The following is a 15,126-nucleotide window of genomic DNA, read 5'->3' on the forward strand; positions in this document are numbered from 1 at the left end:
GGCCAGCTTCCCGCAGGACACCGCTAGAGGACCAGGTTCACCAGCGGGGTGGCAATCAGGATGCTCAATGCCACGCGCTGGAACCAGATCACCACCATCTGCCACAGCTTCACCGGGATGCTGGTGGCCAGGATGCACGGCACCAGGGCGGAGAAGAAGATGATCGCCGAGACGCAGATAATGGCGATGACCATGCGAAGTTCCAAGGACTCGTGACCCGCGGCCAGGGTGGCAGGAAGGAACATTTCGGCGATGCCGGTGGCCGAGGCCTTGCCGGCCAGCAACGGGTCATCCAGTCCTACCACCCAGGCAAACGGTGCGAACAGGTAGCCCAGCCAGGTGAAGACGGGGGTGAAACGGGCCAGCACCAGTCCCAGCAGGCCGATGGAGAGGATCGAGGGCAGGATCGCCATCGCCATCTTCAACCCGTCCAGGATGTTCTCGCCGATGTTGCGCCACAGTCCCGGCGCCCGGTGCAAAGCCAGCATGGCTTCGTCGAAGGCCTTGGCAAAGCGGTTGCCGGTGACCTTTTCTTCCTGGATGTGCTCGATGTTCTGGTAGGTATCATCCGGGATGCGCGAGAGCGGCGGGATCCGCACCGAGATCGCGGTGACCGCGAAGGTAACCACCAAGGCGAGCCAGAAGTAGGTACTCCAGTGCTCCATCAAATCCAGCGCCTTGGCCACGATCACCATGAAGCTGGCGGACACCGTGGAGAAACCGGTGGCGATAATGGCCGCCTCGCGCCCGGTGTAGCGCCCCGAGCGGTACATGCGGTCGGTCAGCAGCAGGCCCAGCGAGTAGCTGCCGACGAAGGAAGCTACCGCGTCAACCGCGGAACGGCCGGGCGTGCGCCACAGCGGTTTCATGATCGGCTGGCAGAAGACCCCGATGAATTCCATCAGCCCGTAGCTGACCAGCATGGCCAGGAAAATTGCGCCGATCGGCACAATCAGTCCCACCGGAACCACCAAGGAATTAAGCAGGAACGGGCCCATGTCCTTTTCCATGAGCCAGGCCGGAGCGACCCCGAAGACCAGCCCTGCGCCGACGGCCAAGCCCACCACATTGGCGAAGGCAAAGAAGCCGCGCAGAGGCGACTTGCGCCAGCCGCCGGTGGCGAAGGGCAAGATGGTGCCGGCGGCCAGCAGTGCCAGGATGTAATAGGGCACGCCGGCGCCAATGGCTTCGCGGACCCAAGAAACAATGTGGTCCAGCGCTATGGTGCTCTTGCCGTTGAGGGTGACCGGAAGGAAGAATACGACAATGCCGATCCCGCTATAGAGGACAAACCTCAGCACATCCCACGGCTTGGTCGGTTCTCTGGTTTCTACGGTGCTCGGCATGGTGCAACCCCTTTGTGCATAGTGACTTCGAACTATCTAAGCCGATGCTCCGGGGTTGATGTGGGCCACAACGCACCTATTGTCCGGGATGCCGGATTGATGCACTTCTACCCCAGGATTTCCCCTCCGAGAGTCGGCGATTTGCCAATAACTTGGGATCTGATTGCCCGAGGTCCGGCAACTGGCCGCGCAGGGCCGCCAGCAAACGCCAAGGCCCTGGCAGGTTCGGCAGGCGGGCCCTACTTGGCCCGATGGGCTTTCCGCAGTCATCGAATTCCGCAGTTGAAAGAGATGGGAGGCGCACTGTTCCTCCGGGATTATTGTTCAGCCTGCGGCCTTGCCCTAGGGCCGGGCATCCAACCGGTTTCTCAGCGCATCGTTTTCAGCTTCCAGTTCCAGAATGATGCCAATACCAGCCAAATTCACTCCGCGATCGGTCAGCACAGTAATCTGTTTCAGCCTTGCCAAATCTTCCTCGCGGTATCTTCGGGTACCGCCAGCGGTACGCCACGGGGAGATCAAGCCACGTAGCTCATAGAGCCTCACTGTCTGCACGCTCACCCCCACGCTCCTAGCTGCCATGGCGATTGAATACGAAGGAATAACACTGCCAACAGCCGTAGAATTTTTTGCCACTTTTTCCCCTCAAGTTGCTTGCCTGCCCATGAACTCCATGCTATAAAATCTACATCGCTAGACATAGATCTAGCGGAAAGTGAATTGCACCATCACAAACCGCCAAGCGAGAAAGGAATGAGTTCAGATGATGCAGACCGAGGTACTTCGCGATTTCGACCGCCTGGTACAGCGTGCTTTCAACACCCAGCTCAGCACCGAGCCAGTCCATCCGATGCCCATGGAGGCGTGGAGGGACAACGAAGGCTTCCATGCTGAATTCGACCTCCCGGGAGTCGACGCTGACCAGATCGACATGGCAGTGGAAAAGAACATCCTGACGATCCGCGCTGAACGTGCCAAGCCCGAAGGCCGGCAGCACCTCACCGGCTCGGAACGCTTGTGGGGCCACTTCACCCGAGAGCTCGTGCTCGGCGACCATCTGGATACCGAAAGCATCCAGGCCACCTACGTTGATGGGGTGCTGCGCCTGGACATCGCCCTCGCCGAGAGCGCCAAGCCCCGCCGCATCCAAGTCGCCGCAGCCAAGCGCCCCGAGGATCCGAAAGAAATCACCAGCTAGCCCTGCAGGCTCCCTGTGAACATGTATGGAGATGATGCGCCATGCCTGACCTCACACACCCGGCGTTCCACCCGTTGGCTATTGATGACGAACTGCTTTTGGCCATGTACGAGCTCGAGCTATCCACCGCAGTCCGTCAAGGCCAACCGCCTCGGACGCGCCAATGCAGTGCGATCGACGGTGTTCCGCGACCCAGTCAGCGGTGTCCGGAAGAAACGAGCCATTCCAGGGCCAGTGAACAGACATTGGGCAGATCCAAGCCGCTCAGGGTCTACTCCCGCTCACCTCCAGCACACCGTGCCTGATGAGCGAAACTCACCAGTGGTCATTCAGGGGGGGTGCGCCCGAACAGCGCCGGGCGCACCCCTGATGGTACAACCAGAAAGGAGCCATGCTGTGCTTCAAAGGTGGCTGCACGTCCAGCTTGATGACGATCAGCTCGATGACCTGTTTACGTCCCTCTGCACGTACCGGGATCACTTCATTGAGCTCATCGAATCGAACGCCAGCGCGGATACCCCACAGATTCACGAGGGTACTAAATACTGGCAAGACAAAGCCCATCGGGTTCAAGGACTCATTGACCAGATCAGCGACGAGCTCTACGGAACAGGTCAAAGAAAAGGCGCCTAGAACCCGCACGCTCAGAGCGCCCCGATCGCTGAACATCGGGAACGAAGTGCTGCGGCGCGGCAAGGCTCCGCACTCCTTGGGAAGCACGAAGGCCGCAATTAAAGGGGACGTGCCACTACAGACGCGCCACGTGTAACCAGGTTCTGTCCTTCGAAATCCGAAGCGCACGGAATCAGCGGACCTGCCGCCAGCAGCTCAAGGAAAGGTCCGGCTGAAAGAATGGCGCTTGGCCCAAAAGCAGGCACCTGTGGCGGCAGGTTCGGCTTCAGGGCTTGTGTGCGGTGGCATGTTCCCTCGGTCTGGTTGCAACATTTCCCGTCTGCAACCGGAAGGCTGTGCGCGGGCCACCTTTGCCAATGTTTGCGAGCGTCAAAATGATGACGTTGCGAACAAGCGGCAAACGGCTCTCCCTCACTCCTTAGGGCTTCCAGCTCAGGCAATTTTCCCTGGTGCTTATGGATCAAAAAGCCGGGAACCTGGCACACGCACTAGCGCAAAATCTACACCACAGGGCCGATGCCGAAGGACTGCTCCGGCAGCGGCCAGATAGTATCGGCGGTATCGAAATCGACCATAGGCAACGGCCGGCGGGACTCGCATTCCCGCCCGGCCGTTGGCATTGAGCTGCCTATTTTCTAGTAGCTGTCCGCCACCGAGAGCACCTTCAGCCCGTCGGCGACAACGCGCCCGTCGTGGATGACGGTGCGGTCGGTGCCGCGGTCCATCACGGTGGAGGCGATGCTCTCGCCGTCCACCAGCACCAGCTCGGCTCGGTCGCCCACGGCCACGCCCGGGCGGTCGGCCACCGATGCCAGGCGCGGCACCTCATGGCTCATGATCGAGGCGCCGCCGATGGTGGCCACGGCCAGGGCGTGCTCGATCAGCTCGTCCTTGCGGAAGCCGTTGACGAAGGCCAGCTGCCAGGTCCGATCCAGCAGGTCGCAGTTGCCGTAGGGGCTCCAATAGTCGCGCTGGCCGTCTTCGCCCAGGCCGAAGCGCACCCCGGCCTCGGTGAGCTGCACCAGCGGCAGGTGGTTCGAGGTGCTCGGGGCCACCGAGGTCAACGAGATATCCAGCTCGGCGAAGGTTTCGACCAGCCGCCGGCTGGTGGCCTCGTTGACGCTGCCCAGCTCATAGGCGTGCGACAGGTTGACCTTGCCCTGCATGCCCAGCGCTCGGGTGCGCTCGGCGATCAACTCCGCTGAGAAGACCCCCTGGGTGCCGTGCTCGTGCAGGTGGATATCCACCTCCACCTGGTACTTCTCGGCCAGGCCGAAGACCACGTCGAGGTGCCGGACCGGGTCGCGGTCAAGCTCGCAGGGGTCGATGCCGCCCATCACGTCGGCGCCGGCCTTCAGCGCGTCTTCCAGGTACCTTTCGGTGCCCGGCTCGCGCAGGATGCCGGCCTGCGGGAAGACCATGATCTGCACCTCGGCCTCGTTCGCGAACTTCTCTTTCGCCGCGACGACGGCCTCGTACTTTTCCAGTTTGGTATCCACATCCACCTGGGCGAAGGAACGCACGCGGGTGGTGCCGCGAGCGATCATCCGTTCCAGGGTGCCGGCCACGCGCTCGGTGATCCCGATTTCGGCATCGCGCCAATTCTCCCGGTCATTGCTCATCATCCCCCAGACACCCGGCCGGCCGGTGTGCTCGCGGAAGGGCAGGCCAATGCGGGTGGAATCCAGGTGGACGTGCACGTCCGAGAAAGCCGGGATCAGGATCCGGCCGCGGCCGTCCACATCGCCCGCGTCCAGCTGGCGCGATGGGTCGTGGGCGGTGATCGAGGCGATCTTCCTCTCCTCGACCAGGATATCGCTGGGGTCGCCGGCCCACGGGCGGGCATTGCTGATGAGCACTGTTCAGGTTCCTTTCAATGGTGTGGTGTTCTTCTAGAGGCTAGCCGCGCGCGGCCGGCACGGCCAGCGGGGCGGCCGGGAAATGGCAGGCCACTTCTCCGGCCGGCACCTCGGAGGCGCAGCGCGACTGCTGAGCTGCCGGCAGCAGCGCATGCGCTGGGCACCGGGTGCGGAAGACGCAGCCAGAGGGCGGGTTGCTGGGGCTGGGCAGATCCCCGCCCAGCCGGATGCGCTCGGTCAGCGCCGCGTCGAGATCGATGCTGGGCACCGCGGAGAGCAGCGCTCGGGTGTAGGGATGGCGGGGATCTGCGAAGATCCGCTTATTGGGTCCCTGTTCCATGATCTTGCCCAGGTACATCACCGCTACCTCGTCGGCCATGTGCTTGACCACGGCCAAGTCGTGGGCGATGAAGATGTAGGAGATCCCGGTGTCGCGCTGAATGTCCTTGAGCAGGTTGACCACCTGCGCCTGGACCGAGACATCCAGGGCGGAAACCGGCTCGTCGCAGATCACCACGTCCGGGTCCAAGGCCAGGGCGCGGGCGATGCCGATGCGCTGGCGCTGCCCGCCGGAGAATTCATGCGGAAAGCGGTTGGCATGCTCGGGGCGCAGGCCGACCCGATCCATCAGGTCGTGGACCTTGGCCTTGACCCCGCCCGGCGGCCTGATCCCCTGTTCCACCATCGGCGAGGCAATCGCCGCACCGATGGACATGCGCGGATTCAGCGAAGAGGCCGGGTTCTGGAACACCATCTGCACCCGGCGCCGGAAGGCGTTCAGCTCCTTTCCCTTGAAGGAGGAGATCTCCTGGCCATCGAGCTTGATGCTGCCGCTGGTGGGATCCAGCAGACGCATCAGCACCTTGCCGGTGGTGGATTTGCCGCAGCCGGATTCGCCGACCAGGCCCAGGGTGGTGCCGCGTTGCAGGGTGAAGCTCACCGAGTCCACGGCCTTCACCGCGCCCGCGGTGCGCCCGAAGGCGCCCTTGATCGGGAAGTGCTTGCGCAGTTCGCTCACTTCGAGCAGTGGTGTGTTCATGCCTTCGCCTTGATCGTTGCGGGCAGCAAGCCCATTTCATGTGCATGGCAGCGGGCCGCGTGCTCGCCGGTGGACAACAGCTGCGGGCGCTCGGTTTGGCAGCGGTTGCCCGGAACCAGGGCAGCAACGTCGCAGCGGTCCGCGAAGATGCAGCCCGGCGGCAGGTCCAGCAGCGCCGGCGGCGAGCCGGGGATCGGGGTGAGCCGGTCGTCTTCCCCGGTCAGGTGCGGCATCGAGGCCATCAGCCCGCGGGTGTAGGGGTGCGAGGGCGAGGTGAAGATCTCGCGCACGCTGGCCTGCTCCACGCACTGCCCGCCGTACATCACCACGACCCGCTGGCACAGCTGGGCCACCACGCCCAGGTCATGGGTGACGAAGATGACCGCGGAATTCGTCTCGGCCTGCAGCCCGGAGATCAAATCCAGGATCTGCGCCTGCACGGTCACGTCCAGGGCTGTGGTTGGTTCATCGGCGATCAACAGCTCCGGTTCGCAGACCAAGGCCATGGCGATCATCGCGCGCTGGCGCATGCCGCCGGAGAATTCGTGCGGGTAGCTATTGGCGCGGTTCTTCGGGTCCGGGATGCCCACGCGCCCGAGCATGTCGATGGCCACCTGCTTGGCTGCCTTCCTCGAGACCGTGTTGTGCACCCGGTAGGCTTCGCCGATCTGCGAGCCCACGGTATAGAAGGGGTGCATGGCCGAGAGCGGGTCCTGGAAGATCATGCCGATCTTCTTGCCGCGGAAGGCGCGCATCCGGTCCTCGCCCAGGGCGAGCAGGTCCGTGCCCTCGAAGCTGATCTGCCCGGAGACCTCCGCCTTGGATTCCTTGAACAGGCCCATGATGGCCTGGCTGGTCACGGACTTGCCGGAGCCGGACTCGCCGACCAGGCCGACGGTTTCCCCGCGATGCAGCTGCAGGTCCATGCCGTTCAGGGCAGCTACCATTCCGTCGTCGGTGGGGAATCGCACCGAGAGGTTCTTGACGCTGAGCATTGGCTCCATAGCTAGTTCACCCGCACTCGGGGATCAATGAATGCGTAGGACACGTCCACGATCACGTTGAAAAGAATGATGAAGAAGGCCGCCAGCATCGTGATGGCCATGGTCACCGGCAGGTCTCCGCTGGTCGCCGCGCGCACGGCGGTGAATCCGAGCCCCGGGACGGAGAAGATCTGCTCGGTCAGCACCGCACCGCCGAGCATGGCGCCCAGGTCCAGTCCCAGCATGGTCACGATCGGGGTGATGCCCGCGCGCACCCCGTGCTTGAAGACGATGGTGCCGCGGCCCAGGCCCTTAGCCCGGGCGGTGCGCATGAAGTCCTCGGAGAAGGTCTCGATCATGTTGTTGCGGGTGATGCGCACATACTGCGCCGAGAAGAGCACCGCCAGGGCGACCCAGGCCAGCAGGTAGTTGCTAATCCAGGCGAGGAACCCGGCCGGGCCGAAGGGCGAGCGGATTTCATTGGTGGTGAAGGGCAGCCAGCCCAGGATGCCGACGAAAACCAGCAGCAGCACCAGTCCGGTGACCGGGATCGGTAGCGACACCCCGAAGGAGGAGGCCCCCACGATGAGCCGGTCGGCCAGTTTCCCCTTGCGCAGGGCCGCGAACAGCCCCAGCCCCACGCCCACCGCGGTCCACAGCACTACCGCGCCCACGGTGAGCGACACCGTGTAGGGCAGCGCGTTGGCGATCATGTCGGTGACATTTTCGTTGGTCTGGAAGCTCTTGCCCAGGCAGGGCCACGCACAGACCTGCTCGGCTCCCGGCGCCCCGAGCATCCGGGGACCAATGAGGCCGGAGAGGAAGGCCGCGTACTGCACGAAGAAGGGCTGATCCAGTCCCAGCGCGATGCGTGCTTGCTCGACACGCTCCGGGGTGCACTCCTGGCCGCAGGAAGCCGCCGCCGGGTCGGCGGGACCGAACTGGAACAGGGTGAAGGTGATGAAGCTGACGACGAGCAGCAAGATGAGCATCGCGCCGAGCCTGCGCAAGAGGAAACCGGTCATGATCGAAGCCCTACTGCTCGACGCCCACGGAGTTCAGGTCGATGGCCCCGAAGAAGTAGCCGACCTGCGCGTTGCGGATCTTGGATCCGACCACCGAGTTGGTGTAGCTGTGGATGGTCGGGATCAGCGGATAGGTGGCCATCACCTCGTTGTAGACCTGCGACCACTGGGCACCGAGCTCTTCGGCGGTGCCGCTGGCCCCGCGCAGCTCGTACATGCGCTGGGACAAATCCTCGTCGTAGAAGCGCGGGATGTTGCTGAATCCGTAGGTCTTGCCATCCAGGGATGGCCCCAGGTTCGGGTCCACCGTCATGCGTGCCGAGGAGGAGTCGGCGCCGCCGCACCATCCGGCGCGGGCAATGTCGGGCATGCCCTTGCCAGCCAGCGTGGTGTAGTAGTTGGCCGCGGGAATCGGGCGCAGCTCCAGCTCGATGCCCAGTTCCTTCAGGTTCTGCTGCAGCACGGTGCCGACGTTCTTGTAGCGCTCGGTGGCGTTCGAGTAGCCGTAGACAAGCTTCTTCGGCGCTTCCTTGCCCTCCAGCAGGGCCTTAGCTTCCTCGAGCTTGGGCTTGCCTGACGGGTCCAGATCCGATTTCTGCTCGGTGATCCCGGCCATCTTCTCGGTCAGCTGGCTGTTGACCAGCTGGCCGAAGCGGGCTCCGCCGTATTGCACCTGGATGGAGCTGCGGTCGATGGACAGCGCGATGGCCTTGCGGATCTCGGGGTCTGTGATGGTCTCGGTGTTCAGGTTCAGCGTGTCGATGCAGCCCAGGAAGCCGCCGGCGGTGCGCGCGGCGATCTTCTCGTCGTTCAGCCGCGCGGCATCGGAGGCTTGCAGGGCCCCGTTGGAGTCCAGCGTGATTGCGTTGGGATCCGCGTCAGAGATCAGCTTCTGCGAGATCGTCGATTGGGAGGTGGAGAGCGAGAATTGGAACTCGTCGGGCAGCGCGGGGCGGTTCGGATCAGTGGCCGGATCCCAGTTCTTGTTGCGCTCCAGGACCAGTTCGCGGCCACGGTCGTAGCTCTTGATCTTGTAGGGGCCCGAGGAGACCGGGTGGTTGCTGTAGTCCTGCTTGGTATCTTTTTCCTCGGGCACCGGTGCGGTGTTCGAGCGCGAGACCAGCGCCGGGAATTCGGCGAATGGCTGCTTGAGGTGGAAGACGACGGTTTTCTCATCCGGGGTCTCGATGGCCTTGAAGTCCCCTCCCTTGTAGGGGCCCTTGTAATCATCGTGGGTCAGTGCGGAGTTCAACTCCTGGGGCGCCTGGGTGTAGACGTCTCGGGCGTAGGTGCGCTCCACGCCGTATTTGATGTCCTGCGCGGTGATCGATGTCCCGTCCTCGTACTTCAACCCGTCCTTAAGGGTGAAAGTCCAGGTCAAGCCGTCCTTGGACACTTTTCCAGTGTCCGTGGCCAGATCCGGGACGATTTCCGGCGGCTGGCCCGCGGTCTCCTTGGCCATGGTCAGCGTGCGGTAGTAGAGCTGTCCCACATTGGCGGTCTGGACGTAGTTCGAGTTGCCCGGGTCAAGGGTGGCGAAGTCCGAGGACATCAGCACGTTCACCGTGCCGCCCTTCTGCGAGAATCCCTGCTCCACAACGACCGGGGCGTAGGGATCGGCTTGGGATCCAGCGGGATTCTTGGATGTTCCTGCGCCTGAGCAGGCGGTGAGGCCGAACGCGACCACAGCGGCCGCGGCCAGCATTTTTGTTGCTCGCATCTTCATTTGGGTTCCTCCTGGGAAATGCGCGAGTTGATCTTTGGACGGTTGCGCAGGGCGCTATCGAGAGGATTTGGGGTCGAGGGCATCGCGCAGGGCGTCGCCGAGCAGATTGAAGGACAGCACCGTGATGATCAGCGCGATGCTGGGCACCGCGAGGAACCAGGGATCGCTCAGATACCAGTTGCCCGCCTGGGCGGCGTTGAGCATCTGCCCCCAGGAGGGGGTCGGGTCCTTGACCCCGACGCCGAGGAAGGACAGGGCGGCCTCGGCGGTGATGTTCGTGGGGATCATCATCGTGGCGTAGACCAAGACCACGCCGGTGACGTTGGGGATCACCTGCTTGAAGATCATCGAGCGGTGCGAGCTGCCGTAGGACTGCGCGGCGTCGATGAACTCCTGCTGGCGGATGGTCAGCACCTGGCCCCGCACCACTCGGGCCAAGTAGGCCCAGCCGAAGAATCCGAGCACGATCACCAAGGAGGCGATCGGGACGAAGGATCCGCTGCCCAGGGCCGTGCCGGCCAGCCGCGACTGCAGGATCGGCGCGATCGAGAGCACCAGCAGCAGGTGCGGGAAGGCCAGGAACAGGTCCATGATGCGGCTGATGACCATGTCGATCTTGCCGCCGAAGTAGCCTGCGGCCGCACCGAGCACGGTTCCCAGCACTACTGAGACCAGCGTGGCCAGCAGCGCGATCACCAGGGAGACCCGTGCTCCGTAGGCCAGGCGTGCGAACAGGTCGCGGCCCAGTCCAGGCTCGACGCCCAGCCAGTGCTCGGCACTGGGGTACATGTACTGCGGCAGTGGAAGGCCCGGAGTGTAGAAGTTGTCCAGCACTTCGGGGCCGGTGTTCGTGGTATTCGGGTCCTGCCCCTCGATGGCCACGAGCACCGGGGCGAGGATGGCGAACAACACCATGGCCACCACCACCGCCAGGCTGGCCATGGCGATCTTGCTGCGTCGAATTCGCATCCATGCGGTAGCCAGCAGGGATCGCCCCGTGGCCACGGTCTTGGCTGTGGCGGGCGTCGAGTTCGTCGAGGCCATGGCGGTCATGTCCCATCCCCTTTGCATTTGCGAGTGATCCAGCTAACACCAAAACCGTATACCAAAATGACAACATTTGGAATACCAAAATGGGAATTCTTTGACAGCGCGACCTTCGGAGCAAGGTACCGCTCACGCTTCAGTAGCGCCTGAAGGTAATCGCCGGCGCCCCAGGGCACTAGTGCAAAGACCGCTTGAGCTAGTCATTTACAACAGAAAATCAACAAAGACAGCAACACGGAACAGCATTCAGGAGTTCCGCAAGGCAACCGGGGCAGCTGCCAGCCGTGTGATGCTTCGGCGACTGGTGGCGCGATGATGGGATACCAATAAAGCGATTTCTCCTCATCCCGCGCCACGAGGGCCGCAAAGAGTTCCGCATGCTCACGCCCAATAGACTGCGGGTCATCATGCTGCACAAGCAGCCAGCGCATCCGGGCGGAGAGCGCCGAGTGCAATTCAAGCAGGAGGCCATTGCCGGCAAGTTGGTTCACGCATTCATGGATAGAAGCACCTGCCTGGCGGACAGCCGCCCCGTTGCCGGATCGGGCAGGCGGCTCATGCCGAGCTCCTCGGCGATGCCCCCTTCCACCAGCCTGCTGCCTGGCGGGCAGGTGCCATCAAGGATCCTGGCGCGGATCGCTTCAGCGATCCTCGCCGGCTCCGGCTCAAAGCCGTGCCCGGGCATAGTTCCACTCCTTAGAGCGAAAGGTCCACGTCCTGGCCCAGGCGTTGCTCCACGGCCCGGTCGTAGGCCAGGCGGCCGATCGCCAAATCCAGTGCGCCGATGCCCACCGAATTGAACAGGGTGATCTCCTGGCGGTCGCGTCGGCCGGCCAGCTTGCCTGCGACCACCTGCCCCAGCTCCCCCGCGATTGCATCGGCGGCGATCGCGCCTTCGGCGAGCGCCACCAGATAGTCGCCCGACTTGGCCTGGGCGGTGCCCACATGGTCGACGAAGACCCTGGATCGGGCCATGCCGATTCCATCGATCTCGCGTTCGCCCGGACGCGGCCGGGCACCGACGGCATTGATATGTTGGCCAGGCTGGAACCATTGTCCCTGCACAATCGGTTCCACCGATGGAGTGAGCGTGCACAGCACATCACAGAAGGCCACCACGGCTTCGGGGCTCGGCGCTGCCACCACCTCCAGGCCATGGCCGGCCACGGCCTGGCTGAATTCTGCAATGCGCTGTTCGGTCCGCGACCACACCACAACCTTGGTGAAGGGCAGCACGCACAGCATGGCCTCGACATGGGCCACCGCGAGGGCGCCGGCGCCAATCAGCCCCAGCACCGTGCTGTCCGGGCGGGCCAGGTATTTCGTGGCCACCGCGGTGGCCGCGGCGGTGCGGATCCGGGTGGGGACCTTGCCATCGAGGATGGCCAGCGGGCCGCCGGTGACGTGGTCGGCCAGCATGATCAGCGAACGCTGCGAGGGAAGGCCGCGCTGGGCATTGGAGGGGATATCGGCAAGCAGCTTGACGCTGGCCAGCCCCTGTTCGGAGGCCACGCTGGGCATGACTATGAAGCTCGAATCCGCGCTCGGCACTGCCATGGCCGATGGCGTCGGCTGAGCCGCGGTGCCCCTTGCCAGATCTCCGAAGATCCGGTCGACAGCTTGGACCGTGGAACGCATATCGAGCACAGCCTGGAGCGTCGAGGCGTTAAGCATGAGGGTCATTGGTTGCTTCTTTCAAACAGTGTGATGCTTTCACGATCACACTGTAGCCTATTTGGTATTCCAAAAGGTAGCCATTTGGGCAAGTAACCGCAAGGATCCCTTGACCCTATCGAATCCACGTTTCATTGCAGGTATACCAAACATCTGGGCGCATCCAAGAAACCCAACGGCTGGCGCAAAAGCAAAGGGGCCACGGGTACGGCGCAATGCCGTACCCGTGGCCCCTGCAAGGACCTGGCGCTCTTAGGAACGCTGCCCATCGGCCTGCTGGCCGACACTGTCTCCGTGCTCGGGCACCCCATCCGAGTCCGCATCGAATTCGTCGATTTCCGGTACGCGCTTGCCGCGCACGAAGAACCAGTAGCAAGCACCGAGCGCCGCGACCCAGATGGCTCCGGTGACCAGCGCGCTGCGGGTATCGGGCACCACGCCGATCATGACAATCACGAAGACCATGAAGGCCACCGCGATGTAGCTGCCCAGCGGCCAGAAAGGAATCTGGAAGCCCGCGGAGGCCAGGCCCTTGCGCGCCAGCTCGCGCTTCATGCCGATATGGGAGAGCAGGATCATCAGCCACACCACGACTGTGGCGAAAGTGGCCAGGGCCGCGATCAGGAAGAAAATCTGGTCCTCGAACCAGATATTGAGCACCACGCCGATCAGCAGGGCCACGATCATCGACAGCGAGGTCACCCACGGCACGCCGTTAGCGGTGGTCTTGGTGAAGACCATCGGGGCCTGGCCCTGCCGGGCCATGCCGTGGATCATGCGGCCGGCGCCGAAGATATCCGCATTGATCGCCGAGAGCGCTGCGGTGATCACGATGAAGTTCAGCACGTGGGCAGCCGAAGAAAGGCCGATGCTGGAGAAGATCGAGACGAAGGGGCTTTCCTCGCCGTTGATGGTATTCCATGGCTGGATCGACATGATCACGCCCAGTGTCAGCACGTAGAAGAGCAGGATGCGCACCGGCACCGAGTTGATGGCCTCGGGAATAACCTTGCGCGGATTCTTTGCCTCTCCCGCGGTGATGCCGATGACCTCGGTGCCGCCGAAAGCGAACATCACAATGGTGAAGCACATGAGCACGCCCATCACGCCGTGCGGCATGAAGCCGTCATGGGAGAACAGGTTGGAGATGCCTGCGGCACCCTCGGACTGGTTGCCCAGGCCGAAGACGATCACCGCGATGCCGCCAGCGATCATCGCGATGATCGCCACGACCTTGATCAGCGAGAACCAGAACTCCAGCTCGCCGAAGACCTTCACGGAGAGCAGGTTGACCGCGGCGATGAAGAAGACCACCGCAAGGATCCAGATCCACCGCTCCACATTGGGGAACCAGAAGCCCATATACACCCCGAAAGCCGTCACATCGGCCAGGGCCACGACGAACATCTCGAAGGTATAGGTCCACCCGGTGACAAAACCGGCAAAGCGCCCCACGTAGCGCGTGGCGTAGGAGCCGAAGGACCCCGCGATCGGGTTGCGCACGGCCATCTCGCCCAAGGCGCGCATCACCATGAAGACCACCGCGCCGCCGACGATATAGGCCAGCAGCACCGCAGGTCCGGCCATCTGGATGGCTCCGGCGGAACCGTAGAACAGCCCGGTGCCGATGGCGGATCCGAGGGCTATGAAACGGATATGCCTGGTACTGAGGCCTCGCTTGAGGCTCTGGGCGGGTTGGCTGGTTCTCACGACACTCCTCGGATTGCGGACGCTGGCAGACGGCCCTTGGCAGACCATCCTCTCCATGTAACCCTGCTCACAGGCTTGCCGCAGCGAGGAAATTGCACCGATCGTCCGAGATCCCGGACTAACCGATTGATTTTCTACGGCTGCTGAAGTTCCGTCGTGGAATCCGCGCCGTCTTCGCGGGCCCGCTTGTCGGCCAGGCTTCCGCGGCTCGTGTCCAAATGCTGTTCGGCCAAGCGCTTGACCAGCCCGACATTGCGTTCCGCGATGGCGTTATAAAGCAGCTCGTGCTCGTGGGCCATCTTCTCCAGGTCGTCGTGCTGCGCCAGCACCCAGCGCATCCGCGGGGCCAGGGAGGTCTGGAGCTCCAAGAGCAGGTCATTGCCCGCCATGCTGATAACCACCTCATGGAAGTTCGCCCCGGCGCGGCGGGCCGTGGTGAAGTCCTGCGCCGCGGCGGCCGCGATTTCCACCTCGAGCACCTCGCGCAATTGTGCCAGTCCTTCGCGGGTATGGCGTTGCGCGGCCAAAGCAAAAGACATCGTTTCCAGCGCGCCACGCACCTCGTGCAGGTCGGCTACATCCGAGGCGGTGAATTCGCGCACCGTGGCCCAGCTGCGCGGGCGCGGCGTCACGAGCCCCTCGGCCACCAGGACGCGCAGGGCGTCGCGGATCGGCAACCGGCTGACTCCCAGATCCTCCGCAAGGTCGCGCTCGACCAGACGGCTGCCCGGTTTGCGCACCCCATCGATGATCTCGTTCCGAATCTGCTCGATGACGCGCACCGACTCCGGTTCGAAGTCCTTATCTGCCAAGCCATTCACCCGCTTTCCCACATGCTTTCCACTGCAATTGTCGCTTAAAAGAAGCCGGCCTAGCGGGAACAGTC

Annotated in this window: 15 protein-coding genes; 2 read left to right on the forward strand and 13 right to left on the reverse strand. The window is 63.5% G+C overall.

Annotation, left to right across the window (positions count from 1 at the left end; translation table 11 throughout):
* Positions 1 to 23 precede the first annotated feature (23 nt).
* Both ACT7DV_RS01455 and ACT7DV_RS01460 read right to left on the reverse strand, forming a co-directional pair.
* On the reverse strand, positions 24 to 1,346 hold the full coding sequence (locus ACT7DV_RS01455; protein ID WP_444660583.1) for a YjiH family protein: 1,323 nt from the start codon (positions 1,344 to 1,346) through the stop codon (positions 24 to 26).
* 342 nt (positions 1,347 to 1,688) lie between these two features.
* Entirely contained in the window at positions 1,689 to 1,928 is a 240-nt protein-coding gene (locus ACT7DV_RS01460; RefSeq protein ID WP_444660584.1) for a MerR family transcriptional regulator, read from the reverse strand.
* Between the two features lie 181 nt (positions 1,929 to 2,109).
* Between ACT7DV_RS01460 and ACT7DV_RS01465 the strand changes: the two genes are divergently transcribed.
* Positions 2,110 to 2,544, forward strand: a complete 435-nt coding sequence (locus ACT7DV_RS01465) for an Hsp20/alpha crystallin family protein (RefSeq protein WP_444660585.1) — start codon at positions 2,110 to 2,112, stop codon at positions 2,542 to 2,544.
* Between the two features lie 396 nt (positions 2,545 to 2,940).
* Positions 2,941 to 3,177: a hypothetical protein gene (locus ACT7DV_RS01470; RefSeq protein WP_444660586.1), complete on the forward strand. Its 237-nt coding sequence runs from the start codon at positions 2,941 to 2,943 to the stop codon at positions 3,175 to 3,177.
* 635 nt (positions 3,178 to 3,812) lie between these two features.
* Here the strand turns inward: ACT7DV_RS01470 and ACT7DV_RS01475 are convergent.
* From ACT7DV_RS01475 to ACT7DV_RS01525, 11 genes are all read right to left on the reverse strand, one after another.
* Positions 3,813 to 5,036: an amidohydrolase family protein gene (locus ACT7DV_RS01475; protein WP_444660587.1), complete on the reverse strand. Its 1,224-nt coding sequence runs from the start codon at positions 5,034 to 5,036 to the stop codon at positions 3,813 to 3,815.
* A 40-nt stretch (positions 5,037 to 5,076) separates the two neighbouring features.
* Entirely contained in the window at positions 5,077 to 6,075 is a 999-nt protein-coding gene (locus ACT7DV_RS01480; protein ID WP_444660588.1) for an ABC transporter ATP-binding protein, read from the reverse strand.
* The gene (locus ACT7DV_RS01485; protein WP_444660589.1) at positions 6,072 to 7,079 is read right to left on the reverse strand and encodes an ABC transporter ATP-binding protein; all 1,008 of its coding nucleotides are present in this window, start codon (positions 7,077 to 7,079) and stop codon (positions 6,072 to 6,074) included. The genes ACT7DV_RS01480 and ACT7DV_RS01485 overlap by 4 nt, the downstream gene beginning before the upstream one ends.
* Positions 7,080 to 7,081: 2 nt before the next feature.
* Positions 7,082 to 8,083, reverse strand: coding sequence for an ABC transporter permease (locus tag ACT7DV_RS01490; RefSeq protein WP_444660590.1), 1,002 nt, complete (start codon positions 8,081 to 8,083; stop codon positions 7,082 to 7,084).
* Positions 8,084 to 8,093: 10 nt separating this feature from the next.
* Positions 8,094 to 9,809, reverse strand: coding sequence for an ABC transporter substrate-binding protein (locus tag ACT7DV_RS01495; RefSeq protein WP_444660591.1), 1,716 nt, complete (start codon positions 9,807 to 9,809; stop codon positions 8,094 to 8,096).
* Positions 9,810 to 9,863: 54 nt separating this feature from the next.
* The gene (locus tag ACT7DV_RS01500) at positions 9,864 to 10,862 is read right to left on the reverse strand and encodes an ABC transporter permease (protein WP_444660592.1); all 999 of its coding nucleotides are present in this window, start codon (positions 10,860 to 10,862) and stop codon (positions 9,864 to 9,866) included.
* A gap of 194 nt (positions 10,863 to 11,056) precedes the next feature.
* Positions 11,057 to 11,359: an FCD domain-containing protein gene (locus ACT7DV_RS01505; protein WP_444664747.1), complete on the reverse strand. Its 303-nt coding sequence runs from the start codon at positions 11,357 to 11,359 to the stop codon at positions 11,057 to 11,059.
* Entirely contained in the window at positions 11,344 to 11,541 is a 198-nt protein-coding gene (locus tag ACT7DV_RS01510) for a GntR family transcriptional regulator (protein WP_444660593.1), read from the reverse strand. Before ACT7DV_RS01510 ends, ACT7DV_RS01505 begins: the two co-directional genes overlap by 16 nt.
* 11 nt (positions 11,542 to 11,552) lie before the next feature.
* Entirely contained in the window at positions 11,553 to 12,539 is a 987-nt protein-coding gene (locus ACT7DV_RS01515; protein ID WP_444660594.1) for an ornithine cyclodeaminase family protein, read from the reverse strand.
* Between the two features lie 243 nt (positions 12,540 to 12,782).
* A complete protein-coding gene (locus ACT7DV_RS01520) occupies positions 12,783 to 14,288 on the reverse strand; it encodes an amino acid permease (protein ID WP_444664749.1) in 1,506 nt (501 codons plus the stop codon).
* An 86-nt stretch (positions 14,289 to 14,374) separates the two neighbouring features.
* Positions 14,375 to 15,073 carry a GntR family transcriptional regulator gene (locus ACT7DV_RS01525; RefSeq protein ID WP_444660595.1) on the reverse strand — a complete coding sequence of 233 codons (699 nt, stop codon included), beginning with the start codon at positions 15,071 to 15,073 and terminating at the stop codon, positions 14,375 to 14,377.
* Between the last annotated feature and the right edge of the window lie 53 nt (positions 15,074 to 15,126).

It is taken from the genome of Glutamicibacter sp. TV12E (assembly GCF_052441935.1).
Classification (GTDB): Bacteria; Actinomycetota; Actinomycetes; order Actinomycetales; family Micrococcaceae; genus Glutamicibacter.

Excerpts from the sequence above, each read along its gene's own strand:
- ACT7DV_RS01455 (WP_444660583.1), bottom strand. The coding sequence starts at position 1,346 with ATGCCGAGCACCGTAGAAACCAGAGAACCGACCAAGCCGTGGGATGTG.
- ACT7DV_RS01460 (WP_444660584.1), bottom strand. The coding sequence starts at position 1,928 with ATGGCAGCTAGGAGCGTGGGGGTGAGCGTGCAGACAGTGAGGCTCTAT.
- ACT7DV_RS01465 (WP_444660585.1), top strand. The coding sequence starts at position 2,110 with ATGATGCAGACCGAGGTACTTCGCGATTTCGACCGCCTGGTACAGCGT.
- ACT7DV_RS01480 (WP_444660588.1), bottom strand. The coding sequence starts at position 6,075 with ATGAACACACCACTGCTCGAAGTGAGCGAACTGCGCAAGCACTTCCCG.
- ACT7DV_RS01485 (WP_444660589.1), bottom strand. The coding sequence starts at position 7,079 with ATGGAGCCAATGCTCAGCGTCAAGAACCTCTCGGTGCGATTCCCCACC.
- ACT7DV_RS01490 (WP_444660590.1), bottom strand. The coding sequence starts at position 8,083 with ATGACCGGTTTCCTCTTGCGCAGGCTCGGCGCGATGCTCATCTTGCTG.
- ACT7DV_RS01495 (WP_444660591.1), bottom strand. The coding sequence starts at position 9,809 with ATGAAGATGCGAGCAACAAAAATGCTGGCCGCGGCCGCTGTGGTCGCG.
- ACT7DV_RS01500 (WP_444660592.1), bottom strand. The coding sequence starts at position 10,862 with ATGACCGCCATGGCCTCGACGAACTCGACGCCCGCCACAGCCAAGACC.
- ACT7DV_RS01510 (WP_444660593.1), bottom strand. The coding sequence starts at position 11,541 with ATGCCCGGGCACGGCTTTGAGCCGGAGCCGGCGAGGATCGCTGAAGCG.
- ACT7DV_RS01515 (WP_444660594.1), bottom strand. The coding sequence starts at position 12,539 with ATGACCCTCATGCTTAACGCCTCGACGCTCCAGGCTGTGCTCGATATG.
- ACT7DV_RS01520 (WP_444664749.1), bottom strand. The coding sequence starts at position 14,288 with ATGGTCTGCCAAGGGCCGTCTGCCAGCGTCCGCAATCCGAGGAGTGTC.